The 25,114-nt window shown below is 63.3% G+C and carries 25 protein-coding genes; 17 read left to right on the top strand and 8 right to left on the bottom strand.

Annotated features, from left to right (window positions below):
• Positions 1–15 precede the first annotated feature (15 nt).
• Together O3301_RS15465 and O3301_RS15460 are read right to left on the bottom strand one after the other, a co-directional pair.
• The gene (locus tag O3301_RS15465; protein WP_305056803.1) at positions 16–1,428 is read right to left on the bottom strand and encodes an efflux transporter outer membrane subunit; all 1,413 of its coding nucleotides are present in this window, start codon (positions 1,426–1,428) and stop codon (positions 16–18) included.
• Positions 1,429–1,555: 127 nt separating this feature from the next.
• Positions 1,556–1,873, bottom strand: a complete 318-nt coding sequence (locus O3301_RS15460; protein WP_305056802.1) for a DUF4148 domain-containing protein — start codon at positions 1,871–1,873, stop codon at positions 1,556–1,558.
• Positions 1,874–2,157: 284 nt separating this feature from the next.
• Between O3301_RS15460 and O3301_RS15455 the strand changes: the two genes are divergently transcribed.
• From O3301_RS15455 to O3301_RS15445, 3 genes are all read left to right on the top strand, one after another.
• A complete protein-coding gene (locus O3301_RS15455; protein ID WP_251349976.1) occupies positions 2,158–2,463 on the top strand; it encodes a hypothetical protein in 306 nt (101 codons plus the stop codon).
• A 96-nt stretch (positions 2,464–2,559) separates the two neighbouring features.
• On the top strand, positions 2,560–2,877 hold the full coding sequence (locus O3301_RS15450; protein ID WP_077400845.1) for a hypothetical protein: 318 nt from the start codon (positions 2,560–2,562) through the stop codon (positions 2,875–2,877).
• 74 nt (positions 2,878–2,951) lie between these two features.
• On the top strand, positions 2,952–3,413 hold the full coding sequence (locus O3301_RS15445) for a DUF2244 domain-containing protein (protein ID WP_305056801.1): 462 nt from the start codon (positions 2,952–2,954) through the stop codon (positions 3,411–3,413).
• A 14-nt stretch (positions 3,414–3,427) separates the two neighbouring features.
• On the opposite strand, the gene mgrA is transcribed toward O3301_RS15445, so the two are convergent.
• A complete protein-coding gene (mgrA, locus tag O3301_RS15440; RefSeq protein WP_305054448.1) occupies positions 3,428–4,468 on the bottom strand; it encodes an L-glyceraldehyde 3-phosphate reductase in 1,041 nt (346 codons plus the stop codon).
• A 121-nt stretch (positions 4,469–4,589) separates the two neighbouring features.
• Between mgrA and O3301_RS15435 the strand changes: the two genes are divergently transcribed.
• A complete protein-coding gene (locus O3301_RS15435) occupies positions 4,590–6,170 on the top strand; it encodes a CYTH and CHAD domain-containing protein (RefSeq protein WP_305056800.1) in 1,581 nt (526 codons plus the stop codon).
• Positions 6,171–6,218: 48 nt separating this feature from the next.
• Here O3301_RS15435 and O3301_RS15430 read toward each other — a convergent pair whose 3' ends face one another.
• The 4 genes from O3301_RS15430 to O3301_RS15415 all read right to left on the bottom strand — a co-directional run bounded on the left by O3301_RS15430 (position 6,219) and on the right by O3301_RS15415 (position 9,702).
• On the bottom strand, positions 6,219–7,094 hold the full coding sequence (locus tag O3301_RS15430; RefSeq protein ID WP_305056799.1) for a Kdo hydroxylase family protein: 876 nt from the start codon (positions 7,092–7,094) through the stop codon (positions 6,219–6,221).
• Between the two features lie 78 nt (positions 7,095–7,172).
• Positions 7,173–7,544 carry a lysozyme inhibitor LprI family protein gene (locus O3301_RS15425; protein WP_289913479.1) on the bottom strand — a complete coding sequence of 124 codons (372 nt, stop codon included), beginning with the start codon at positions 7,542–7,544 and terminating at the stop codon, positions 7,173–7,175.
• Positions 7,545–7,774: 230 nt separating this feature from the next.
• Positions 7,775–8,353 carry a superoxide dismutase gene (locus O3301_RS15420; protein WP_099665109.1) on the bottom strand — a complete coding sequence of 193 codons (579 nt, stop codon included), beginning with the start codon at positions 8,351–8,353 and terminating at the stop codon, positions 7,775–7,777.
• Positions 8,354–8,682: 329 nt separating this feature from the next.
• The gene (locus tag O3301_RS15415) at positions 8,683–9,702 is read right to left on the bottom strand and encodes a LacI family DNA-binding transcriptional regulator (RefSeq protein ID WP_305056798.1); all 1,020 of its coding nucleotides are present in this window, start codon (positions 9,700–9,702) and stop codon (positions 8,683–8,685) included.
• 420 nt (positions 9,703–10,122) lie between these two features.
• On the opposite strand from O3301_RS15415, the gene O3301_RS15410 reads away from it, so the two are divergent.
• The 6 genes from O3301_RS15410 (at position 10,123) to O3301_RS15385 (ending at position 18,237) form a co-directional block, all read left to right on the top strand.
• Positions 10,123–11,412 carry an extracellular solute-binding protein gene (locus O3301_RS15410; RefSeq protein ID WP_305056797.1) on the top strand — a complete coding sequence of 430 codons (1,290 nt, stop codon included), beginning with the start codon at positions 10,123–10,125 and terminating at the stop codon, positions 11,410–11,412.
• Positions 11,413–11,419: 7 nt separating this feature from the next.
• Positions 11,420–12,409 carry a carbohydrate ABC transporter permease gene (locus tag O3301_RS15405; RefSeq protein WP_305056796.1) on the top strand — a complete coding sequence of 330 codons (990 nt, stop codon included), beginning with the start codon at positions 11,420–11,422 and terminating at the stop codon, positions 12,407–12,409.
• Complete coding sequence (locus tag O3301_RS15400; protein ID WP_305056795.1) at positions 12,406–13,224, top strand: carbohydrate ABC transporter permease; 819 nt, start codon at positions 12,406–12,408, stop codon at positions 13,222–13,224. The genes O3301_RS15405 and O3301_RS15400 overlap by 4 nt, the downstream gene beginning before the upstream one ends.
• A gap of 27 nt (positions 13,225–13,251) precedes the next feature.
• The gene (locus tag O3301_RS15395) at positions 13,252–14,625 is read left to right on the top strand and encodes a GH1 family beta-glucosidase (protein WP_305056794.1); all 1,374 of its coding nucleotides are present in this window, start codon (positions 13,252–13,254) and stop codon (positions 14,623–14,625) included.
• Position 14,626: 1 nt separating this feature from the next.
• Positions 14,627–15,667, top strand: coding sequence for an ABC transporter ATP-binding protein (locus O3301_RS15390; RefSeq protein WP_305056793.1), 1,041 nt, complete (start codon positions 14,627–14,629; stop codon positions 15,665–15,667).
• Positions 15,668–15,774: 107 nt separating this feature from the next.
• A complete protein-coding gene (locus O3301_RS15385; RefSeq protein WP_305056792.1) occupies positions 15,775–18,237 on the top strand; it encodes a TonB-dependent receptor in 2,463 nt (820 codons plus the stop codon).
• A gap of 93 nt (positions 18,238–18,330) precedes the next feature.
• Here O3301_RS15385 and xseA read toward each other — a convergent pair whose 3' ends face one another.
• Complete coding sequence (gene xseA / locus O3301_RS15380) at positions 18,331–19,689, bottom strand: exodeoxyribonuclease VII large subunit (RefSeq protein WP_305056791.1); 1,359 nt, start codon at positions 19,687–19,689, stop codon at positions 18,331–18,333.
• A gap of 337 nt (positions 19,690–20,026) precedes the next feature.
• Here xseA and O3301_RS15375 point away from each other — a divergent pair, with 337 nt between their 5' ends.
• The 7 genes from O3301_RS15375 to adk all read left to right on the top strand — a co-directional run bounded on the left by O3301_RS15375 (position 20,027) and on the right by adk (position 25,007).
• Positions 20,027–20,500: a hypothetical protein gene (locus O3301_RS15375; protein WP_305056790.1), complete on the top strand. Its 474-nt coding sequence runs from the start codon at positions 20,027–20,029 to the stop codon at positions 20,498–20,500.
• 521 nt (positions 20,501–21,021) lie between these two features.
• Positions 21,022–21,624: a MotA/TolQ/ExbB proton channel family protein gene (locus O3301_RS15370; RefSeq protein WP_289906176.1), complete on the top strand. Its 603-nt coding sequence runs from the start codon at positions 21,022–21,024 to the stop codon at positions 21,622–21,624.
• Entirely contained in the window at positions 21,621–22,061 is a 441-nt protein-coding gene (locus tag O3301_RS15365) for a biopolymer transporter ExbD (RefSeq protein WP_035825768.1), read from the top strand. The genes O3301_RS15370 and O3301_RS15365 overlap by 4 nt, the downstream gene beginning before the upstream one ends.
• 74 nt (positions 22,062–22,135) lie before the next feature.
• On the top strand, positions 22,136–23,191 hold the full coding sequence (lpxK, locus tag O3301_RS15360; RefSeq protein WP_305056789.1) for a tetraacyldisaccharide 4'-kinase: 1,056 nt from the start codon (positions 22,136–22,138) through the stop codon (positions 23,189–23,191).
• A complete protein-coding gene (locus tag O3301_RS15355) occupies positions 23,172–23,348 on the top strand; it encodes a Trm112 family protein (protein WP_010395789.1) in 177 nt (58 codons plus the stop codon). The genes lpxK and O3301_RS15355 overlap by 20 nt, the downstream gene beginning before the upstream one ends.
• Positions 23,349–23,350: 2 nt before the next feature.
• On the top strand, positions 23,351–24,106 hold the full coding sequence (gene kdsB / locus O3301_RS15350) for a 3-deoxy-manno-octulosonate cytidylyltransferase (protein WP_289918349.1): 756 nt from the start codon (positions 23,351–23,353) through the stop codon (positions 24,104–24,106).
• Between the two features lie 244 nt (positions 24,107–24,350).
• Positions 24,351–25,007, top strand: a complete 657-nt coding sequence (gene adk / locus O3301_RS15345) for an adenylate kinase (protein WP_077400901.1) — start codon at positions 24,351–24,353, stop codon at positions 25,005–25,007.
• Positions 25,008–25,114: the final 107 nt, after the last annotated feature.

Genomic DNA, 25,114 nt, shown 5'->3' with positions numbered 1-25,114 from the left:
GCCAGGATTGCAAGCTCAGATGCCGCCTCCCAGTGCATTCATCAAGGAAACGTACAGATCGAGCTCGCGCGCCCCATTTTGCGCCTGCTGCTGTTCTTCCGCCAGCAGCGCCACTTGCGTGTTGAGCATGTTGATCGCGTCGCTCATGCCCGCCTTGTAGGCCTTCTCCGCCAGGTCGCGCGCGCGCTGCGCCGTGGCCAGCGCCTGCACGGTCAGCTGGTGCTGCTTTTCCAGCGACTGGGCCTTCGTGACGGCGTTGGCCACGTCCGACATGGCGTTGATGACGGTGGCGTTGTATTGCTCCACGGCGCCGTCGTACACGGCCGTCTGGCTGCCCAGCTGGGCGCGCAGGCGGGCGCCGGCGAAGATGGGCAGGCTCAGCGCGGGCGAGGCGCCGCGGATGTCCGAGTTGGCATCGAGAAAGTGGCTGAAGCCGAAGGCCTGGAAGCCGGCAAAGGCCACCAGGTTGACGTTCGGGTAGAACTCGGCCTTGGCGGCGTCGATGCGCTGCGCCGCCGCTTCCACTCTCCAGCGCTGGGCGGCGATGTCGGGGCGGCGACCGATCAGGTCGGCCGGCAGGGCGGCGGGAATGGCCAGCGGCTGGTCCAGGCGCAGCACGGGCCGCGTGAGCGCCGCACCGGCCGCCGGACCCTTGCCCGAGAGGGCCGCCAGCTGGTTGCGCAGCAGGGCCAGCGACTCGGCCGACTGTTCCAGCTGGCGTCGGCCGGCGGGCAAGGTGGTTTCTATTTGCGCTACATCAATATCGGTGCCGATGCCGGCTTGCTTGCGCTGGCGCGTGATGTCGAGGATGCGGGCGCGCTGCGCCAGGCTGCGTTCGATCACGTCCTGCAGCTGGAATTCATACGACAGCTGGATATAGGTGCGCACCAGCGCCGTTTCCAGCGCCAGGCGGGCCATCTGCGATTCGGCCGACGCCATCTGCACGTCGCCCAGGGCGGCGGACAGGGCGGCGCGGTTGCGGCCCCACAGGTCCAGGTCGTACGAAGCCGTGACGGTGGCCTGGTTGCGCCAGGCGTAATTGCCGGCCAGGGGCGCCGGCGTGCTGCCGTGCTGCGAATACAGTTCGCGGTTGATGGAGACATTCGCGTCGGCTTGCGGGCGGGTCTTGTCTTCCGCCGCGCCGGCCAGCGCCTCGGCCTGGCGCACGCGCGCCTGGGCCCCGCGCAGGGTGGGGCTGTCGGCCAGCGCCTGCTCCATCAGGCGGTTCAATTGGGGGTCGTGCAAGTCTTGCCACCATTGCGTGCGCGGCCATTGTATGGCGGCGCTGGCGGCGGCATCCATGGCCTGGCTCGCCTGCAGCTTGTTGGCGTCGAGCATGGCCGATTGCGGCGCGATATGGCCCATGTCGGCGCAAGCGCTCAAGGCAAGGATCAGGCTGGCGGCAAGCAAACGGCGGTGCAGGGACATGCAGGGACTCCGGGAAAGATCGTGTTGGGGGTGCTGCTGACAGCTCGCCGCGGTGAGCTTCGGGAGTGGCCCGAGTGCTGCGCCGCAACTGAGGTGTGTTACTGACTGAAACCGGCTGACTGGTTTCTTATTTCACGACGTGCTTGGTCGTTTGCGCGACGTCAAAGTCTGCTTCCGTTTGCGGGATCAGGCCAGCCTTGCGGGCGGCGTAGAACTCGGCCATGACTTCTTCGCGCGTCACTTTGCTGGCGGCGGTGGCCGGCGTTTTCGGGTAGTCGACTTCGCTGGTGGCGATTTCGCTGGCGTTGCGGGCACGGATGTATTCGGCCGTGACGTCAGCGCGCGTGAGTTGCTGGCTGGCAGCGGCAGGCGCGGCGCTTTGGGCGAAAGCCGACGTGGCGGCGGTGATGGCAAACAATGCTGCGATGAGTGATTTGGCTTGCATGATAAAACTCCAATATGTGCATGATGGCTGGGTGGATGGGCCGGCTCGCCACGTACCGGTCGGTTCGGCGGCATGGCGCTGGTGGGCGCCGTGCCGCCGATGAAGCAGTTTCTGGATGAGAAGATGCTTACTTGAATTAACTATAGCAATGAATAGTACATTTGTGAAGTAATTTCTGAAAATAGTTGTGCGCCGCCGCATTTTTCCCACGGAAATGCCGTGCAGGCGTGCGCCGCAGGTCAGGCCAGCGGAGTAAGCTGGTTTTTTATGAACGGGAGGCCGCCATGAGCAGCAGCACACTCGATCCGGACAATTTGCCCGTCACGCCTGACCGCGTCCTGGGCAGCGGCCATGGCAAGGGGGCGCTCGGTCCCAGCGACAGTTCCGACAGCGGCAGCGACATGCAGGGCGTGCCGGGCCAGGATGCGGAAGCGCTGGAGAACGACAGCGACGCGGCCGGCACGGGCGAGCGGGCCGGCGTGGAGCCGCGCAATACGGCGCCTGCTGGCGGCGACATCGACGTCGATCATGTGGAAAGCGTGGCGCCCGTGCAGCCGGCGCAGGGTGATGGTGGCGAATTGCCTCCATGAATTACCGCCTCTCCTGCGCCATCGGCGTAAAATGCAGGCAAGGCGGCGTGCGCGCCGCCATGGCCAGCCGGCCGGCACAGGATAGGATGTCAGAGGATGCAAACGCAGATGTCGGAAGAGAAAGAAAAAGACTTGATGTCGATGTACCGCGAGACGCGGCCGCGCGAGTTTTTTGGCGAAAAAAGTAACACCAATCACCTGGCCTGGAGTTCGCTGGTGGTCTTGCTGGCGCTGGCGTTCTGGCTCGTCGTGGCCCTGGCGGCGGCGGAGAATCAGCGTTACGCGCTGGAAACGAAGGTGTGCCAGGATCGTGTCTTCCCCGCGGAAATCGACACGTCTTGCCTGAAACAGGTCAAGTCGCGCGATCACTGGTGGCAGCACGTGGGCCATGCGCTGGTGCGGATGGGCGCCTGAGCGGCGCAAGCATATCGTGAAGGACGCGCCGCTGCAGCGATGACGCCGGCGCCCTTCCTGTTGCGGGAGGCGAGATGCCACGCGATACTGCACGGGAACAGCCGCAATGGCTGTTTACGCGCCACAGTGCCTTGACGGTGCGCCAGTTGCTGCGCGCCTATGGTGTGCTGTGCCTGTTTTCCACCGCCATCGCCGCCGCCTTTGCGCTGCGCGGCTACTGGTACATCCCCGTCTTTTCATTTGCCGAACTGGTCTTGGTGGCTATTTCCCTGCTGTATTACCTGCGCCATGCCCGCGACTACGAGCATCTGGCCCTGCGCGACGGCGTGCTGGTCGTCGAGCAGGTGAGTGCTGGCCGGCGCCAGCGCAGCAGCTTTCGTCCCTGGTGCACGCATATCGTCGTGCCGGAGGGGCCGCGCCAGCTGATATGCATCAGCTGCGGCAGCACGCATGTGGCGGTGGGCGCCTTTGCCACGCCGGAACGGCGGCGGCAGGTGGCGCAGGAGTTGCTGGCCTGGCTGCCGCCGCCCTTGTAGCCGTCGTGATTGCGTTACACGGCCCGCGACGGACCTTCCCACAGATTGATATGGCCTTCGCGCGCCTGCACGTCGATGGCGGCCAGCTCGTCGGCCGTGAAAGACAATTGCTGCAGTGCAGCCACGTTTTCGCGGATTTGCGCGCTGCTGCTGGCGCCGATCAGGGTCGAGGTGACGCGCGGATCGCGCAGCACCCAGGCCAGCGCCATCTGCGCCAGGGTTTGCCCCCGCTGCGCGGCGATCTGGTTCAGCGCGCGCACGCGGGCCAGGTTTTCCGCGCTCAGGTGTTTTTGCAGCAGCGAGCCGCCGCCGGGGCGGTTGACGCGGGCATCCTGCGGCACGCCGTCCAGGTATTTGTCGCTGAGCAAGCCCTGCGCCAGCGCCGTGAACGTGATGCAACCCATGCCTTCTTGCTGCAGGGTATCGAGCAAGCCGTCTTCCTCGATCCAGCGGTTGAGCATGTTGTAGGCAGGCTGGTGGATCAGACACGGCACTTTCCACTCTTTCAGCAGTTTGGCCGCCTCAGCCGTCTTTTGCGGCGAATACGACGACAGGCCCACGTACAGCGCCTTGCCCTGCTGCACGGCGGTGGCCAGCGCGCCCATGGTTTCTTCCAGCGGCGTGTCGGCGTCGTAGCGGTGCGAGTAAAAGATGTCGACGTAGTCGAGGCCCAGGCGCTGCAAGCTCTGGTCCAGGCTGGCCAGCACGTATTTGCGCGAGCCGCCGCCCTGGCCGTACGGACCCGGCCACATGTCCCAGCCTGCCTTGGTGGAAATGATCAGTTCATCGCGGTACGGTAAGAAATCGTCGCGCAGCAGCTTGCCGAAATTGCTTTCCGCGCTGCCATACGGCGGGCCGTAGTTGTTTGCCAGGTCGAAATGCGTGATGCCCAGGTCGAAGGCCGTGCGCAGCATGTCGCGCTGCGAGGCCAGGCTGTTGCTGTCGCCAAAGTTGTGCCACAGTCCCAGGGACAACAGCGGCAGTTTCAGCCCGCTGCGCCCGCACGTGCGGTATTGCATGGTGTCGTAGCGGTTCTCGGCGGCGTGGTAGGTCATGGCATCTCCTGGTTGAATGAAGCGCCTATTTTCGCGCAAAATCAAGGTCGGTGCGCGTGCTCCTTGTATGTGGCTGGACGCGCCTTACAATGGGCGTTCAGGAGTCTCGCAAGGAGCGGTCATGGAAATCGAATTGAAATTGTTGCTGGCGCAGCAAGATGTAGCGCGCCTGCGCGCGCACCCGTTGCTGGCACGGCAGGCACAAGGAGAGGTGCAGCTGCTGCAGATGCACGATATCTATGTCGATACGCCCGATTTGCAGCTGTGCCGCCACCAGGCGGGCTTGCGCGTGCGCCAGGTGGACGGGCGCTGGGTGCAAACCCTGAAGGCCGGTGGCACCGTCAACAGCGGCTTGCACAGCCGCCACGAGTGGGAGGGCGAAGTTTCCGGGCCGCAACCGGACCTCGCCGCGCTGGATTCGGCCATCGGCCGCAAGCAGCCCATCCGCGCGCTGTTGCGCCAGGACGCCGTCCGCGACGCCTTGCAGCCCGTGTTTACCACGCGCATGGAGCGCACCGTATGGCAACTGCGCACGCCGCAGGGCGACGAGATCGAATGCGTGCTGGACCAGGGTGTCATCGAAAGCGGCACGGATGGGGCGAATGGCGCCGTCCGCAGCGTGCCCGTCAGCGAGATCGAACTGGAATTGAAGCAGGGGCAAGCGGCCAGCCTGTTCGACGTGGCGCTGGCCCTGCTGCAGGATGTGCCGCTGCAGCTGGGCCACATGAGCAAGGCGGAACGCGGTTACCGCCTCGCGGCATCGCAGCCTCTGCAGGCGGTCAAGGCGCAACCCCTGGCGCTGGACGCGGCGATGTCGGTGGAGCAAGTGTTCCTGGCCATCGCCGGCAATTGCCTGGAGCAAGTCAGCGGCAACCAGGATGGCGTGGCGGCGGGCGAGGATGTGGAAAGCGTGCACCAGATGCGCGTGGGCCTGCGCCGTCTGCGCTCGGCGCTGGGCATGTTCAAGTCCCTGCTGGCGCTGCCCGAGGCCTTGAAGGCCGAACTCGACTGGCTGGGCGGCGCGCTGGGCGAGGCGCGCGACTGGGATGTGTTGGCTGGCAATACCCTGGCGCAGCTCGATGGCGAGGCGCAGGCGGATGCGGCGGCGCTGGCGGAGGCGGCGCACGCGCAGGCGCGCCTCAAGCATGCGCAAGCGGCCCAGGCCGTCACATCGGCGCGCTACACGGCTTGCATGCTGGGCTTGCAGCGCTGGCTGCAGGCGCGCGCCTGGCGCGACAGTTGTTCCGCGCGCCAGGTGCGGCGCCTGGATGCGCACGTCTCGCCGTTTGCCCGCGCCACCCTGCGCAAGGACCAGCGCCGCCTGGTGAAGCGCGGCAAGCGCCTGCTGCATGCCACGCCGCTGCAGCGCCACCGGGTGCGCATCGCGGCCAAGAAGACGCGCTATGCGACGGAATTTTTTGCCTCGCTGTTTGCCGCGCGCGCCGTGCAACCGTATGTGGGGCGGCTGTCGGTGCTGCAGGATGAACTGGGCTGGCTCAACGATGTGCAGGTGGCGGACCGGCTGCTGCAGCAATTGCCCGATGTTCAGACTGGCCAGGCTGACCAGTCCGCCCAGGACGGGTTGCGGCAGCACGCGGCCTTCGTGCGCGGCTACCTGGCGGCGCGCGCGCAGGCGCAGGGCAGCGATGGCCGCATGCACAAGGCCTGGCGGCGCTTCAAGGCGGCCCGTTTGCCTTCCTGAGCCGGTTTGCCTGAGCCTGGCTTTGCCGGGGCCTAGTGCCTGGTCAGGCTAGGCCAGCGGGCGTTGCAACTGGCGCTCGAGGATGGCCAGCGGCGACTTGTCGGGGGCGGCCATGGCGCGCACGGGCAGCAGCCAGGTTTGCTCCAGCGCATGTTGTCCCCGCAGGGCCGCGTGCGATACGGCGTCGCTGAAGATGATCCACGTCTGGCCCGGCGCGAAGGCATGCGTGTGCTGTTCCACCTGCGCCTGGTAGGCCAGGTCGGCCTTCATGCCGTCGTGCAGCTGCAGCATGTAGTGATCGTAGGCCGTGCGCCGCGACTTGGTGATGCGCAGCCATTGCAGCAGGGCCGCCAGCACGGGTTGCGGACGCTGCGCGACGGGTAAAAAATGCTGCGCCACCTGCTCGAAGGGCGGGCCCAGTTTCCACACGCGGGGCGCGTCACGCGGATGGATGTTGGTGAAGACGCGCAGGATGCGCCGGCCCTGCGTGGGCGAGGAGGGGAAACTGTCGATATGCAGGCGCGTATCGTCCTTGCGCCAGGACGTTACCCTGCCGGCGATTTCCACGGGGCGAAAGCTGCCCTTGCCTTGCTGCAGATGCGCCTGGTAGCTGGGCAGCAAGCCGGCCAGCAAGCTGCGCGTCTGGCGTGCGTAGCGCTGCATCAGCGCCGCCAGCAGGGCCGCATCGCAGGCGTCGCCCTGGCCGCGTACGCCGCGCGCGGGATCCCAGCTGATGTTCTTGGCGCCGCTGGCGCTACCCGCCGCGCCGTTCAGCAGCCCATGTTCTTCCGGGTGCAGGGCGAAACCCAGGCGGGGCAGCAGCAGTACTTGCCCATCTTCGAGGGCTTGCAGCGCCGCCGCCTGCTGCGCGGGGCTGCCGCTGGCGTCCCATTGATCCAGGGAAATATCGATGAGTTTGCTCATGGCATAAACGGAAAGACCTCCGAGTGGCCAGTATGGGTGATTACCGCCCGCTCGCGTTTGCGCTGGCGCAGCTTCAGCTCACAGTTTGCTGTTCTGGCAGCCGGCGCTCACGCATTCGCGCACGCGGTCCTGCAAAAATTGCGCGCGTTCGATGGTGGTCTGGGTGGCGCAATCGAGGTTCACATAGAAGCCCGAGGATTCGCGTTTCGAACAGTTCTGGTTGCGTGCGCTGATCCACGCCAGCTGGCCCGTTTTCAGTTTTTGCTTGCCGCCGGCGTCGAGCTGGGAGCTCAGTTTCTTGTAGTTGGCGTTGAGTTCCTTGTCCGCTTCCTGGTACACCTTGTTGAGGCAATACAGGCCGTCGAAGTCGTTGCGCGGCGTGTCGCAGGCCGAGTTGGCGAAGGCGGAACCGGAGGCGCAGAGCAGCAGGGCGAGCATGAATCTTTTCATTTTTTTCTTTCAGCAAGGAAACGGGGACAGGGCACATGGAGGAGTGCAGCTCTTGCGCATCTTATAACATTCCGATTGCCATACCGGTTCGCTTGACAGCGCGTGGCGGGCACGCGTGTTCTGCAGGGGCAAAAAAAAGAAGCCCGGCTCGCAAGCACAGGCTTCTTTTCAAGACGGGTCACTGCGGCACATGCCGCAAGCGCGTCCGTTTTACGTTGTCAGGAACGCGCTTACGCGAAGTTCTTGGCAACGAAGTCCCAGTTGACCAGGCCCCAGAACGTTTCCACGTACTTGGCGCGCAGGTTGCGGTAGTCGATGTAGTAGGCGTGTTCCCACACGTCGCAGGTCAGCAGCGGCTTGTCGCCGGTGGTCAGCGGGCAGCCTGCGTTCGAGGTGTTGACGATGTCGACGGAGCCGTCGGCTTTTTGCACCAGCCAGGTCCAGCCCGAACCGAAGTTGCCCACGCACGACTTGGTGAATTCTTCCTTGAACTTGTCGAACGACGACCACTTGGCGTTGATCGCGTCAGCCACGGCACCCGCAGGCGCGCCGCCGCCGGCCGGCTTCATGCCGTTCCAGTAGAAGGTGTGGTTCCATACTTGCGCTGCATTGTTGAAGATGCCGCCCGACGATTTCTTGATGATGTCTTCCAGCGACAGATTCTCGAACTCGGTACCCTTGATCAGGTTGTTCAAGTTGGTGACATACGCCTGGTGATGCTTGGCATAGTGGTATTCCAGGGTTTCTTTCGAAATATGCGGCGCCAGAGCGTCCATTTCATACGGCAGTGGTGGCAGAGTATGTTCCATGTGATGTCCCTTTGTGGTGAATGTTCGGAGTCTTCCAGCCTGCGGCCGGAGGGTTGAGCCAAGCTTGCTTGAAGCAGGCATTCTTGCTGAACGAGCCACTATTGTAAAGCGGATGCGCCATTGCTGCAGATTCCGGCACGCGTTGCGGATACTGGTAGCGTATTGATTCTCGTTCAGGAAAATAGTGGTATATGGTGAAGCGTCAGCACCTTGAGAAACCGTAGCGAGCAAGCCCGATATCGGGTTGAGTAGCGCAGCTGTACAAAAAGTACAGCGAGCAACGCCGACCCGAGAGTGGGCTGCGCAGTAGGTTTATCATGGTGCAATCCTTAGCGGATGCGGCGCGTAGTCTCGCGCACGATCAGCGCCAAAGGCGGAATGGCCGCCTGCACGGCTTCGCCATTGATCAGCCCCAGCAGCGCTTCGGTGGCGATGCGGCCGATGTCGTACAGGGGCTGGTGGATGGTGGTCAGCGGCGGCGTCGTGTAGGACGAGCCGGGCAAGTCATCGAAGCCGACGAGCGAGATATCGTCGGGCACGCGGATGCCCTTGCGGTACAGGCACAGGCGCACGCCATAGGCGGACAGGTCGTTGGCGGCGAAGACGGCGCTGAACTGCTGCTGCGTATCGAACAAATGGTTCATGGCCAGCATCCCGCTTGCCTCGTGGAAATCACCTTCCGCCATCAGCTTCGGGTCGATGGGTATGTCCGCTTCGCGCAGCGCGCGCTGGTAGCCCGTCAGGCGTTCGGCCGCATCCGTGTTGTTGGCGGGGCCGGCCACGAAGGCGATGCGCCGGTGGCCCAGTTCCACCAGGTGGCGCACGGCCAGGTAGGCGCCGTACTCGTTGTCGAGCTTGAAGCCGATGGCGCTCTTCGTCGCCAGGGCGCGGCCGGTCGAGACGATGGGCCGCTGCTGCGAGAAATCGAGCACGCTCTCGTCCGAGATGCGCCCGGACAGCAGGATGATGCCGTCGACCTTGCGCGCCAGCAGCAAACGGATGCGGTCGGCCTCCTCCTGCGCATTCCAGTGGCCGCTGACGATGACGGACGCATAGCCCGTGTCTTTCAAGCCGTCGTCCACGCCGCGCAGGCTTTCATCGAAGAAGGGGCTGGAGATATCCTGCACCACGATGCCGATGGTCATCGAGCGGCCCTTTTTCAGCCCCTGCGCCATCTGGTTCGGCGCGAATTTCATGTGCGCGATGGCCGCCAGCACGGCATCGCGCTTGTCGTCGGACACCTTGGCCGTGCCATTGAGGATGCGCGAAACGGTGCTGGGCGACACGCCGGCCTGGCGGGCGACGTCGAGCAGGGTGGAAGGCGGGGCGGCGTGGGCGCTATCGGTCAAGGCGGTTCCTGGGTATCTAGAGGACAGGCCTTCAGTGCTCTGAAAACCTTTTCATCGAAAGATTACCATAAATGGCCATAGCTGATAGCGCAGCAGCTCGGGCGCGGGGCGGCTTGGCCCGCAGGGTGAAAGCCGACAGATTGTGGGCCGTGCACGTGGGATGATGCCACCGCACTTGGGCGGCCCTGCTTATCGACCCTTCCTTGAAAACGTTTTCACAAAAAACAACAGCGCTAACGGCAGCCCGTATTTTCGCCTCTGTCATAGGGGAACACGCGCCGCGGCATGTCGCTTGACAGGCTCCCCTCAATAAAAATGACAACTTTTTCGGTTGACTTGATTTTCTTTGCGGTGTTAAATGGACACATGTTGTGAAAACGTTTTCAAGATAGAAGACGCTCAATAATCGGAGATGAAATAATGAAGTCAAGCATCCTTGGCGCCGCCCCGCTGGCAGCGCTGACCCTGGCCTGTGGCGTGGCCGCCGCGCCCGTAGCCGTCCCGCCGGCGGCGCCGTTGCCGACGCTGGCCCCCGCCACGATTACCGTCGCCTCGTTCCCCGACCTGGACCGCGCAGTGAAAACCGCCTTGCCCCTGTGGGAAAAACTGTACCCGCAAGTGAAGGTCAAGCTGGTCAGCCTGCAGATCGACGACCACCATAACTCGATGACGACGGCGCTGGCGGCCGGCGCGCGCCTGCCCGACGTGATGGCCATCGACTTCCGCTATGTCGGCAGCTTCGCCGAATCGAAGGGCATGGAAGACCTCTTGCAGCAGCCGTACGGAGCAGGGCAGTACCGCGCCCAGTTCGTGCCGTTCACCTTCGTGCAGGCCACCAGTTCGCGCGGCACCCTGGGCGCCATGCCGGCCGACCTGGGACCGGGCACCTTGTTCTACCGCAAGGACCTGATGGACAAGGCGGGCATCAAGGAGGCCGACCTGACGCAATCGTGGGAATCGTATATCGCCGCCGGCAAGAAGCTCAAGGCCGCCACCGGCACCTATCTGCTGGCCGGTGCCAGCGACCTGGCCGACATCGTCATCCGCGCCAATTTGAAAGATGGCGAAGGCATTTACTTTGGCGACAAGGGCCAGGTGCTGGTCGATTCGCCCCGCTTCGTGAAGGCCTTCGAACTGGCCAAGGCGGCGCGGGTGGCCGGCATCGATGCGCGCACCGTGGCCTGGACGGGCGAGTGGGCCGAAGGCTTCAAACGCGACAAGGTGGCCAGCCAGATGATGGGTTCCTGGCTCAGCGGCCACCTGGCCAAGTGGCTGGCGCCCGATTCGAAAGGCCAGTGGCGCGCGGCGAACCTGCCGGCCGGCGCGCTGGCGTCGTACGGCGGCTCCTTCTACGGCATCCCGAAAAAGGCGGCGAATAAAGCCCAGGCCTGGGAATTCATCAAGTTCATGACCGTCAACAAGGATATCCAGCTGCACTCGCTGAAGGAAATCGGCGCGTTTCCCGCCCTGAGGGCTGCCTATGCGGATCCCATGATGGACGAGCCGCAGCCGTACTTCGGCGGCCAGAAGACGCGCTTGCTGGCGCGCGACACGGCGGCGAAGATTCCCGTCATCCGTGTCGACAAGTTCGACGCCGTGGCGCGCGATATCGTCAACATGGAACTGGAAAGCGTGCTGGCGCAAAACAAGGATATCAAGACGGCGCTGGCCGACGCCAAGGCCCTGATCACCCACCGCGCGCGGCGCTAGGAGCAGCATGACTACCTCCATGCCTTGTACCGAGGGCGCGCCCGCTGCCGCTGCAGCGCGGCCCGCCAGGAAACGCTTCAACATGAAGAAATGGGCGCCGTACATCTTCATCAGCCCTTTCTTCATCCTGTTCGCCGTCTTCAGCCTGTTCCCGCTGCTGTTTTCCATCTATTTGTCGTTCAACCAGTGGGAAGCGGCCAGCGGCGTGGAAGCCATGCAGTGGGTGGGGCTGGATAACTACAAGTACGCCTTGAGCGACCCGTGGTTCTTGCGCTCGCTGGGCAATACGGTCTGGCTGGCGCTGGCTTCGGGCGTGCCGCAGCACCTGGTGGCCATTCCGCTGGCGGCCTTCATCCACAACAGCATCAAGCGCTCGCGTAACCTGGTGATCGGCATTTACTTTTTACCGTTCATCACCTCCAGCGTGGCCATCGCCATGGTCTTCAATACCCTGTTCTCGCGCGACTATGGGCAGATCAATGTATTGATCGAATGGTGCGCCAGCCTGCCGCTGGTCGGCGGCCTGTTCCCGGCCGAATCGATCGACTGGCTGGGCAGCTCGCTGTTCATCAAGCCGGCCGTCGCCTTCGTCATTTTCTGGCGCTACCTGGGCTGGAACCTGGTGCTGTACCTGTCCGCGCTGCAAGTGATTCCGAAGGATTTGTATGAAGCGGCCACCATCGACGGCGCCTCGAAACGCCAGCAATTCTGGTACATCACCCTGCCGCAGCTGCGCCCCATGATCTACCTGGCTGTCACCTTGACCATCATGGGCAATCTGCAGCTGTTCGAGGAACCTTTCGTGCTGGTGGCCGAATCGAGCGGCGTGAGCCAGTCCGTGATGACGACTGCCATCTTTGTCTACAAGACGGCGTTTTCCTCGGGCGACTTCGGCACGGCGTCGGCCATTTCCTGGCTGCTGTTCCTCATCATCGCCAGCACCACCTGGGTCAACAACCGCATCTTCAGCCGCAATGAACGCAAGGAGGTCCGATGAAACCCACCCGCTGGACGGCCTACGCCATGGTGGCCATCGGCGCCCTGATCATGGTCGCGCCGTTCTACTTCATGTTCGTCTTCGCCACGCACACGAGCGCCGAGATCTACAGCCTGCCGCCGCCACGCTGGTTCGGCACGGCCCTGCTCAACAACCTGGAACTGCTGCAGGAGCGCCTGCCGTTCTGGCGCAATATCGGCATCAGCCTGTACGTGGCCCTGATGACCACAGCGCTGACCCTGTTCTTTTGCTCGCTGGGCGGCTATGCCTTCGCCATGTACGAATTCCGCTTCAAGCGGCCCCTGTTTACGCTGGTGATGGCGTCGATGATCATCCCGTCCTTCATGAACATGATTCCCACCTTCATGCTGATGGATTTCCTCGGATGGCTGGACCAGCCGCGCGCCCTGTACGTGCCGGGAGCGGCCGGCGCGCTGGGAATCTTCCTGATGCGCCAGTACATCGGCACGGCGATTCCGAAGGATTTGATCGAGGCGGCGCGCATCGACGGCTGCGGTGAATTCGCCATTTACTGGCGGGTCGTGCTGCCGCTGATCGGTCCCGCCATGGGCACCCTGGGCCTGATCACCTTCATCAACTCGTGGAACAATTTCATCACGCCGCTGGTCGTCATGCGCTCGGTTGAGAACTATACGATCCCGCTGGCCCTGCGCAGCATGCAGGCGCCGAACAACACGGAGTGGGGTGCGCTGATGACGGGCGCCGCCATTGCCGTGCTGCCGCTGCTGCTGATGTTTTTTGTTGCCTCCAAGCGTCTGATCGAGGGCTTGACCCAGGGCGCCGTCAAAGGCTAGCACTCCCTTTAATCCACTCACACTGACATGACCACCATGCATAACGACGACATCGACAGCAATTTTCCCGCCACCTTCACCTGGGGCGTGGCCACCAGCGCCTACCAGATCGAGGGCGCCGCCGCCATCGATGGCCGCGGTCCATCCATCTGGGATACCTTCAGCCACACGGATGGCAAGATCATCGACGGCAGCAATGGCGACGTGGCCTGCGACCACTATCATCGCTATGCCGAGGACGTGGAGCTGATCGCCAATTTGGGCGTGAACGCCTACCGCTTTTCCATGTCCTGGTCGCGCGTGCAGCCCACGGGTTCCGGCGCCTGGAACGAGGCCGGTTTCGCTTTTTACGCGCGTCTGCTCGACGCCCTGGCCGCCAAAGGCCTCGACGCCCACCTGACCCTGTATCACTGGGACTTGCCGCAAGCCTTGCAGGACGAGGGCGGCTGGCTCAATCGCGCCACCTGCTACCACTTCGCTGCCTATGCGGCCGAGGTGGCGCGCCGCTTCGGCCACAAGGTCGCCAGCATCGCCACCCACAACGAACCGTGGTGCACGGCCGTGCTGGGCCACGGCACGGGCCAGTTCGCGCCCGGCATGGCCGACCCGGCCGCCGCCGTGCAAGTGTCGCACCATCTGCTGCTGTCGCACGGCCTGGCCATGCAAGCCATGCGCGCCGTCAATCCGCCCGCGAAACTGGGCATCGTGCTCAATCAGTGGACGGCCACGCCGGCCACCGACAGCGCCCAGGACCGCGAGCTGGCCGAACTGGAATATGCGCGCTCGGTGCAGTGGTATATGGACGCCATCTTCAAGGGCCGCTACCCGGCCCTGGCCCTGAAACACGCCGACGCTTCCGCTTTATCCATCTTTGAAAACGATTTCATAGATATCAAGCAGCCTATCGATTTCCTTGGCGTGAACTACTACACGCGCGCCTTCATGAGCGCCGAGACGCCGCCGCGCAAGCCCGAATGCAAGCTTGGCGTCAACGACATGGGTTGGGAAACCTATCCGCAAGGCTTGACGGAGCTGCTCGTGGGCCTGCACCGCGAATACCGTCTGCCGCCCGTCTACATCACGGAAAACGGCATGGCCGTCGCCGACAAGCCCGTCGGCGGCAAGATCCACGACGAGGCGCGCATCGAGTACGTGCAACTGCACCTGGATGCCTTGCGCGCCGTGATCGCGCAGGGCATCGACGTGCGCGGCTATTTCTACTGGAGCCTGATGGACAACTTCGAGTGGAATTCGGGCTACGCCAAGCGCTTCGGCATGCTGTACGTCGATTACGCCACGCAGCAGCGCAGCTTCAAGGACAGCGCCCTGTGGTACCGCGATTTCATCGCCGCCCAGCGCGCCGCGCATGCCGACGCACCGGCCCTGGCAGGGGAGCACTGACATGGCCGCCATCTCCCTGCGCGGCATCCGCAAGACCTACGGCGACGGCCCGGAAATCGTCAAGGGCCTGGACCTCGATATCCACGACGGCGAATTCATGGTCTTCGTCGGACCATCCGGTTGCGGCAAGTCGACCCTGCTGCGCATGATCGCGGGCCTGGAAGATATCAGCGCGGGCCAGCTGCGCATCGGCGACTTGCTGGCCAACGACGTGGCGCCGGCCGAGCGGGGCATCGCCATGGTCTTCCAGAGCTACGCCCTGTATCCGCACATGACGGCGCGCGACAACATGGGTTTTGCCCTGAAACTGGCGGGCAGGCAGGAAGCGGAGGTGCGCGCGGCAGTCGGCAAGGTGGCCGAGATTTTGCAGATCACGCACTTGCTCGACCGCAAACCCAAGGCCTTGTCGGGCGGCGAGCGCCAGCGCGTGGCCATCGGCCGCTCCATCGTGCGCCAGCCGAAGGTGTTCCTGTTCGACGAGCCGCTGTCGAACCTCGATGCCTCGCTGCGCGTGCAGACGCGCATCGAGCTGGCCAAGCTGCACCAGGAACTGGGCACCACCATGATCTATGTCACGCATGACCAGGTTGAAGCCATGACCCTCGGCGACAGGGTCGCCGTCTTCCACGGCGGCCACCTGGAGCAGGTGGGCGCGCCCCTGGAGCTGTACCGCCACCCGGCCAGCCAGTTCGTGGCCGGCTTCATCGGCGCGCTGCGCATGAATTTTTTGCCGTGCGCCGCCGTTCCCGCGCTGGCCAGCCAGCTCGGTGGCGAGGCGGGCATGCTGGTCGGCATACGCCCCGAACACCTGCGGCTGGTGCCGCGCAATGAAGGCTACGGCGCCACGGTCACCTTGATCGAGCAGCTGGGCGATGCGCAAATCATCCACGCCACGCTGGACGCCAGCCCCCATACGGTGGCCATCAAGCTGCATGGCGAGGCGCGCCACGCGCTGGCGCAGGGCAGCGCCATCGGCTTTGCGCCGGAAGAAGGCCATGCCTTTCTATTCGACACGGCCGGGCGCGCCGTGGCTACCCATTGACCCCGCACGGAGGCGACATGACTTCAGATTGACACCCAAAAAATGTGCAGCAGTAGCCAAAGAGCTATGTGATCATCATTCAACCAGCGGTACAGGAGACAACAACAATGCAACAGCTCAAACGCAATACCATCGCCCTCAGCCTGGCGCATGCGACCTTCGCCCAGTTCATCTTGCTGGGCAGCGGCGCCGCCATGGCCCAGGAAGCGGCCAGCACCGCGGCAGCCACCGACGCGGCAAAACCGGCCGCCGAGCAGATGGACCGCATCGTCGTCACGGCCACGCGCCGCAATACCTTCGTGCAGGAGACGCCGCTGGCCGTCACCGCCTTCAACCAGGACACCCTGCAAAACAATCAAGTGAAGGACCTGGCGTCGCTGGCCACCATGGTGCCGAGCCTCGTCGTCGAGCAGCATGGCGACTCGGGCGGCGTGCACGTCTACATGCGCGGCGTCGGTTCGGCCAACCACACGGAGCTGGGCGACCCGGCCGTCGCCTTCTATGTCGACGGCGTGTATTCGCCGCGTCCGCAGGGCGCCACGGCGCTGATGTATGACCTGTCGCACGTCGAGGTGGCGCGCGGACCGCAGGGCACCCTGAACGGCCGCAATTCGACGGCAGGTGCCGTCAACCTCGTGTCGGCCGCGCCGAGCACGGCCAAGTTCATGGGCTCGGCCGGCATCACGGTGGGCGACAAGCGCCATCTGCAGACGCAGGGCATGATCAATATCCCGTTTTCCGACGACGTGGCGCTGCGCATCGCCGCCATCAAGGATAGCCACGACGGCACGGTGGACTTCCGTCGCGGCTCGAACGTCATGCCGGGCACGGCCAAGTATGGCGCCGGCGACCAGATGGGCGTGCGCGCCTCCCTGCTGTGGAAGTTCACGCCGCAGTTGCGCGGCACGTTCATCGCCGACTACTTCCTCGACCAGGGCGCGGGCAACGTCTACCTGGCGGCCGAACCGAAAGCGGGAGAGAAGCTGCGTTCGGCCCTGATCGACACGCCGGGCACCCTGGATCAGTCGATCCTGACCTACAAGGGCAAGCTCAATTACAAGCCGACCGATGCGCTCGACTTCACTTACCTGGGCAGCTGGAGCCGCTACAAGCGCCAGAACAGCAACGATTCCGATGCGGGCCTGTTCCCCGGCTTCAAGTCGGAAAACCGTACCGACTGGGCGCAGTTCGACAGCTATTCGCACGAGCTGCAGGCGCGCTCGGACGACGATGCGCCGTTCCAGTGGGTGGCGGGCCTGTTCCTGTTCAATGAAAAGAACAAGGTGCGCTTCGACATCGACCGCAGCCAGATTTCGCAGGCGGCCGTGCAGCAGGATATCGCCAACGGCGCCGTGATTTTCGTGCAGCCCACCGTGGGCCAGTATGCCTCGGCCATGTCCTTCATCCAGGGCGACCGCCAGCTCAAATCGAAAGCCGTGTTCGGCCAGGTCAGCCAGCAAGTGACGGACCAGATCAAGCTGACGGCCGGCGCGCGCTATACGAAAGACCATAAATTCGATATCGGCGGCAAGAACTGGGCTTGCCCGAACTGGCCCGCCAACACGCCGCTGGGCACCACCGTCCTTACTGCCGACCAGCTGCGCCAACTGGTCACGCCCGGCACGGGCCTGGCCAACACGCACAATATCGGCCCCGGCGGCGCCATCACGGCCGCCAGCTGCGGCAATACGCCGGGCGACAACACGGCCGACCTGAAATACGGCCAGGCCACCTGGCTGGGCCGCATCGAGTACAAGCTGCGCCCGGACATCCTGCTGTTCGGTTCTGTGACGACGGGTTTCCACTCGCCGGCCATCGGCGATGGCGGCGCCACCACCAAGCCGGAAAAGCTGACCAGCTATGAAATCGGCTTCAAGTCGGACCTGCTGAACCGCGAACTGACCCTGAACCTCGATGCCTTCCTGATGAAGTACAAGGACAAGCTCGAGTCGCAGGTGGTCAACAGCGTGCTGGCCAACTTCAATGCGGCTGGCGCCACCGTCAAGGGCCTGGAAGCGGAATGGGTCTGGCGGCCAACAAAGGTCGACCGTCTGACGGGCAACGCCACCTGGCTCAAAGCTGTATATGACGATTTTATGTCGTGCGACGTCGATGCTGCGCGCGCGAATGGCCAGGCCTGCGGGTCGACGGCGCCATTGGTGAACGTGGGCGGCAGCACCATGAAGCATGCGCCGAAGTTTTCCACGACCGTCCAGTACGAGCATGATTTCAATGTCGCCGGCGGCCAGCTCACGCCGCGCGCCTCGGTGCACTACGAAACCATGTCGTATGTCGGTGCGGGCGCGTTCAACGGCGACGTGCCGGGCCATGCCGGCGTCAAGCGCCAGGAAGCGTATACGACGCTGGACCTGAGCCTGCGCTTCCAGCCGGCGAACAAGGCCTATACGGTGGAAGCGTTCGTGCAGAATGCCACCGACAAGGCCGTCAAGCTGGACGTCAATGAAATCTGCACGGACGTGGGCATGCCATGCCAGCCCACGCAGCAGATTTACGGCGCCTTCTACAATGCGCCGCGCACCTTTGGCGCGCGCGTGTCGATGAAGTTCTGATGGCGTAGGGGGGAAGAGCAGTCGCAGTAGCAGTCCACTCAGTAGGGAAGGTGTTGGGCCGGGGTTCTTCCCCGGCCTTTTTTGTTCCAGCGTTTATTCCAAACTCGCTTGCACGCTGGCGATGCCGATCTGCGCGCTGCCTTCGGCCAGGTGCACGTTGACGTTCTGGCGCGCCTGCAGCTGCGCCGGCGAGCGCACGATCGCGCCTTTTTCATCGCGCAGGATGGCGTAGCCCCGTTCCAGGGTGCGCTGGGGATTCAACAGTTCCAGCTGCGCCGCCAGGCCGTCGAGGCGGTGGCGCCGCTGCGTCAGTTGCTGCGCCATGGCCGCGCCGCCGCGCCGCTGCATTTCCACCAGGCGCGCGCGCGGCGCCGTGACGTCGGGCCGCAAGGCCGCCCAGCGCGCACGCAGGCGTTCCAGTGCGTACTGCGACTGGTTCACGGGCGCGCGCGCCGCATGCGTCATGGCCGTCGACAGGGCCAGCAGCTGCAGGCGCTGCTGCTGCAGCTGCGCCTTCGGGTTGAGCAGGCGGCGGCTGTGGCGGTCCAGGGTCTGTGCCGCATCGTCGAGGCTGCGGCGCATGGCGCGGCGCAGGTCCGCCGCATCGGCGCGCAGGGACGCCATCCAGTCGGCGCGCGGCGTGGCCGCCAGTTCGGCCGCCGCCGTCGGCGTGGCCGCGCGCAGGTCGGCCGCGAAGTCGGCGATGGTGAAATCCGTCTCGTGGCCCACGCCGCTGATCACGGGCATGGAGCAATCGGCGATCGCGTATGCCACGGCTTCATCGTTGAACGACCACAGATCCTCGATGCTGCCGCCGCCGCGGCACACCAGCAGCACGTCGCACTCGGCCCTTGTTGATGCCGTGCGGATGGCGTGCGCGATCTTTTCCGGCGCCTGCTGGCCCTGCACTGGCGTGGGGTAGAGGATGATGTTGACGTGCGGCGCGCGGCGCTTGAGCGCGATCAAGACGTCGCGCAGGGCGGCCGCCTGCGGGCTGGTGACGATGCCGATGCTGCGCGCGAACATGGGGATGGCGCGCTTGCGTTCCTGGTCGAACAGGCCCTGCGCGGCCAGCTTTTCCTTCAGGCGCTGGAACGCTTCATACAGGGCGCCCACGCCGGCGCGGCGGATGGCTTCCACGTTGATCTGGTAATCGCCGCGCGCGCCGTACAGGGTGACGAGGGCGCGCGCTTCGACCTTGTCGCCTTCGCGCGGCGTGAAGCCGGCAAACTGGGCGCGGCCGCGGAACATCACGGCGCGCACCTGGGCGCCATCGTCCTTCAGGGTGAAATACCAGTGGCCGGAAGCGGCGCGCGTGAAGTTGGAAATCTCGCCGGCGATCCAGGTCAGGGGAAACGAGCGCTCGAGCAGGCGCGCGACGGCCTGGTTCAGGGCGCTGACGGTCAGCACGGGCGGGGCGGCAAAGCCGCTGTCAGTCGGGGTGTCGGTCATGATCAAGCTGGGGGAGGTGAGGGAACTGTCCACATATTATCGGCGAGGTCATGCTTATGTCATATATCGTGCAAAACAACAAGTTCTATTTCTAAGTATTTGATTTCATGATGAATTCCCGTATGCCTGATTTGCGTGCACAGGAAAAAAAACCTTTAATATCAAGCACATCAGTACAGCCCCTGCCACTTACGCACAAAGTTATCCACAGAAAGTGTGCGGAACTTTTTGCCTTGGACAAACATGGCCCGGCAAGCCGGCATTGACCGATAAAAATGCCTTGCTACATTTTTGCGCACGGAAATAAAGAGCATAGGAATCAAGCGCTTAGTATGCCATGCATGGCCTTGCGCACAATCTTATCCACAAAAAATGTGCAGAACTCTGGCGCGGCGCCGGATTTATCCACTGGAATGCCCATGGCATGGCTTGCCTGAATTTTGCGCAGCATAAAAATAGCCATATAAATCAATGGTATAGCATCACATCGTGGGCCTTGCTCACAATCTTATCCACAGAATATGTGCAAAACTGCATAAATCGTTTCGTTTTTTCGCCTGGTTTTCCACTACTCGGCCAGGTCGTTGCACTGCCTCATTTTTCAGCATTGAAAAAAACTCCTTTAAAATCAATGATCTTGCATGGAGTCAATCCGCTTGCTCACAATCTTATCCACACTTTATGTGCGAAACTGCCTTTGCGGTGGAAAACTGCCGTTTCGAAGCGCAATCGGACCGATAAAAGCCCGCTTTTCAGCGCTTGCCACATTTTTATGCATGGCAATAAAAACGATATAAATCAAAGTACTTAGCGCGTATCCTTGCGCTTGCACACAATCTTGTCCACAGATTGTGTGCAGAACTTTGACGGTCACTCTGGCGTCGATTTCGTGCTCGCTGCCACTTTTTTACTCATTGATTTAATTTCCTTTAAAATCAATGGTTTAATTGAATTCCTCGGCTTTGCGCACAATCTTGTCCACAGTAAATGTGCAGAACTCTTGAATTCTTGATTTTATGACATTGACTCCTGTCGATAAGCTGCTATGCCTGTATTTTGCGCAGTACAATAATTCACTTGTAAATCAATGGCTTGCATGCTGGACTTCATGCTTGCTCACAATCTTATCCACACAAAGTGTGCAAAACTGGGGGCGCTTGGCGCGCGCCCGCCGGGCCGTGTGGACAAGTGCCATGCGGGCGCCACTTGCCGCCGGCGCGGCAACGCGCTACATTGCGCCATTCCCGCGCGGACGTACAATCGGTCTTCGGCGCTCGGTACAATACAGGCTGTTCGGGCGGTTCATCGCCTTTCCTCTATCAGGAGTTTCTTTTGCTCGCTATATTTCAAGCCGCTGGCTGGCCCATCTGGCTGTTGTTGATCGCTTCCATCGTCGCCCTGGCCCTGATCATCGAGCGCCTGCTGTATTTGCGCCGCGTCAAGATACTGCCCCGCAAGCTGTTTGATGAAGTGGTGCAGGTGTATCGCAGCGGCAAGATCACGCCGGACACGGTGGCCAAGCTGGAAGGCAACTCGCCGCTGGGCGTGGTGCTGGCCGCCGCCCTGCGCAACGTCGACGCGCCGCGCGAAGTGATGAAGGAATCGATCGAAGAGGCGGGCAGCGGCGTGGCCCACACGCTGGAACGTTTCTTGACGACCCTGGGCACCATCGCCACCCTGGCGCCGCTGATGGGGCTGTTCGGCACGGTGATCGGCATGATCGAGATTTTTGCCTCGCCCGGCGCCACCGCGTCGAACGCGGCGCTGTCGCACGGTATTTCCGTCGCCTTGTATAACACGGCGTTTGGCCTGGCCATCGCCATGCCGGCCCTGATTTTCTACCGCCACTTCCGCGCCCTCGTCGACAGCTTTGTCATTGACATGGAGCAACAAGCGGTCAAGTTCGTCGACATCGTCCACAGTGGCCGCAAATGAACTTCCGCAAAGGCAAGGGGCGTGAAGACCCCGAAATCAACCTGATCCCGTTCATCGACGTGTTGCTGGTGATCCTGATCTTCCTCATGGTCAGCACCACCTACAGCAAGTTCACGGAGCTGCAGATCACCTTGCCGACGGCCGATGCCGAGCAAGCGAAGGACAAGCCGCAGCAGCTCGACGTCACCATCGATGCCAAGGGCAACTACACGGTCAACCGCGAACCCGTCTCGTTCCGCGACGTGGCCGGCCTGGCTGACGCCTTGCAGGATGCGGCCAAGGCGGCCAATGGCGGCAAGGCGCCCGCGCAGACGCCCGTCGTGGTGGTCAACGCCGACCAGTTCGCCATGCACCAGATGGTCATCCACGTCATGGAAGCGGCGCGACTGGCCGGTTATGAAAAGCTGACGTTTGCGGCGCAGGCGGGCGGCAAGTAAGTTCCGACCGTTACCGGCAACAAAATTGGGGACTGACCCGCCGGGTCAGACCCCAGCCCTTTACCCTTCACCGCATGCCCACTTCCTCACCCCTCAAGCTTGAATCCACTCTCACCCGCGCCTGGCTGACGCGCGGCCCGCTGGCGTGCGCGCTGTGGCCCGTGTCGCTGTTGTTCGGCGCCTTGAGCAGCGTCAGGCGTGGCCTGTACCGGGCCAACCTCCTGAAATCGGCGCGCCTGCCCGTGCCCGTCGTTGTCGTCGGCAACATTTTCATCGGCGGCACGGGCAAGACGCCGTTGACGATCTGGCTGGTGCAAGCCTTGCGCGACGCGGGCATGCGCCCGGGCGTCATTTCGCGCGGCCATGGCAGCGCCGACCGCTTGCCGCGCGCCGTCAGCACCGCCTCCACGCCGCAGCAGGTGGGCGACGAGCCGCTGCTGATCTTCCAGCGCGGCGGCTGCCCCGTGGTGGTGGGGCGCGACCGCGCGCAAGCGGGCAGGGCGCTGCTGGCCGCGCACCCGGATGTCGACGTGCTGGTGACGGACGACGGCTTGCAGCATTACGCCCTGCAGCGCGACGTGGAAATCGTGCTGTTCGACGGCCGCGGCGCCGGCAATGGCTGGCTGCTGCCGGCAGGACCGCTGCGCGAATCGCCGCGCCGCCGGCGCGACGTGACGGTGATCAATGCGCCCGAGCTGGCGCCGGCACTGGTGGACCAGGTCGCGCCGCAAGGCGGGCTGGTGGTACAGATGCGGCTGGCCGGCGGCGTGGCCGAGCGCATGCTGAACCGCGGCGAAAGCATGGCCCTTGCCGACCTGGCGGCCAGCGGCCAGCGCATCGTGGCGGCGGCCGGCATCGGCAATCCCGGGCGCTTCTTTGCCATGCTGCGCGGGGCCGGACTGGACTTCACGGAACTGCCCCTGCCCGACCATCACGACTTCCTCGACCAGCCATTTGCCGCCCTCGACACGGATGTGATCTTGATCACCGAGAAGGATGCAGTAAAATGTGCGCAAATTGAACATCTCAAAGATGACCCGAGACTGTGGGTCGTCCCCGTCAGTGCGCGCATCGATAGCGCGCTGGCCCAACAAATTGTGGAGAAATGTCGTGGACGCTCGACTGCTTGATATCCTGGTCTGCCCTGTTTGCAAGGGTCCGCTTGAACACGATAAGAAGGCGCAGGAACTGATTTGCCGCGCCGACCGTCTGGCCTATCCTATCCGCGATGGCATCCCCATCATGTGGGCGGACGAAGCGCGCACCCTGCAAGACGCAGTGGAATAACGATGGCGTTCATCGTCATCATCCCGGCCCGCCTGGCCTCGACGCGCCTGCCGGGCAAGCCGCTGGCCGACCTGGGCGGCAAACCCATGGTGGTGCGCGTAGCCGAGCAGGCGCTGCTCTCGGGCGCCGCGCGCGTCATCGTCGCCACCGACCATGACAGCATCCGCGCAGCCTGCGCCGTGCATGGCGTGGAAGTGTGCATGACGCGCAGCGACCATCCGTCGGGCACTGACCGCATCGCCGAAGTGGCGCGCACGCTCGGGCTGCCGCCGGACGCCGTCGTCGTCAACCTGCAGGGCGACGAACCGTTGATCGATCCGGCCCTGCTGGCCGCCTGCGCGGCGCAGATCAGCGCCGCCGTCCCCATGGCTACCTGCGCCCATCCGCTGCATGATGTGGCCGACGCGTTCAATCCGAACGTGGTGAAGGTTGTGCTGGACAAGAACGGCCGCGCCTTGTATTTCTCGCGCGCCACCATCCCTTGGCACCGCGACGGCTTCGCGCAGTCGAAAGACAGCTTGCCGGCAGGCTACGTGCCCCTGCGGCATATCGGCCTGTATGCGTACAGCAATGCGTTTTTGCAAGAATATCCGCAATTGTCCGCCTCGCCGCTGGAAGCCATCGAAGCGCTGGAGCAGTTGCGCGTGCTGTGGCACGGTGTTGCCATCGCCGTCCACGTGACCGATAGCGCCCCGGCCGCCGGTGTCGACACGCCGGAAGATCTTGCCAGGGTGCAAGCCCACTACGGCGCCCTGTAAGCGCTACCCGCAAAACGGCAGGCGTGCAAATATAATTTTGTGCGCCTGCAGTAAAAACCACATTTTGAAACGTGCGCCGCGCGAATTGCTGGCTTTGATCAATCAGGGCATAGCAATTCGATAGCAAACTGGCGTTCCGGGGATTTTTTGTGGTAAGTTTCGTAGGGAAAGATAGCCTTAGCAACACCATCTAAAAAAAATTACACATACCACCATCCAAAATCTGTTTTTTAGGAACTTTTCAATGCGTCTGATACTTTTAGGAGCACCCGGTGCCGGCAAGGGCACCCAAGCTAATTTCATCAAAGAAAAATACAACATTCCACAAATCTCCACGGGCGACATGCTGCGCGCGGCGATCAAGGAAGGCTCCGAACTGGGCCTGGCCGCGAAAAAAGTCATGGATGCGGGCGGCCTCGTGTCGGACGACATCATGATCGGCCTGGTCAAGAATCGCCTGCAGGAAGCCGATTGCGCCAATGGCTACCTGTTCGACGGTTTCCCGCGCACCATCGCGCAAGCGGACGCCATGAAAGACGCCGGCATCAATGTCGACTACGTGCTGGAAATCGACGTGCCTGACGCTTCGATCATCGAGCGCATGGACGGCCGCCGCAGCCACCCGGGTTCGGGCCGCGTGTATCACGTCAAATTCAACCCGCCCAAGGTCGACGGCGTCGATGACATCACCGGCGAACCGCTGATTCAGCGCGACGACGACAAGGCGGAAACGGTCAAGAAGCGCCTGGACGTGTACCACAACCAGACCAAGGTCTTGTTGGGCTACTACAATGACTGGGCCAAGTCCGGCCTGCCAGGCGCACCGAAATACCGCCGCATCGCCGGCGTCGGTCCGGTCGAGCAAATCCGCGACAGCGCATTTGCCGCCCTGGCGGAATAAGCAGTTTATGAAAAGCGGACCTGAGTGTCCGCTTTTTTTGTGCCCGCTTTTCAACAGCGGTGCAGTATCGTTTTCGTAGTTCAGGTTTTTTGCAGGTCGTGTTTTCC

Source organism: Janthinobacterium sp. SUN211 (genome assembly GCF_030587315.1).
Classification (GTDB): Bacteria; Pseudomonadota; Gammaproteobacteria; order Burkholderiales; family Burkholderiaceae_D; genus Janthinobacterium; species Janthinobacterium kumbetense.
The sequence above is the reverse complement of the archived record's forward strand: the minus strand, read 5'-3'. Positions and strand labels throughout refer to the sequence as shown.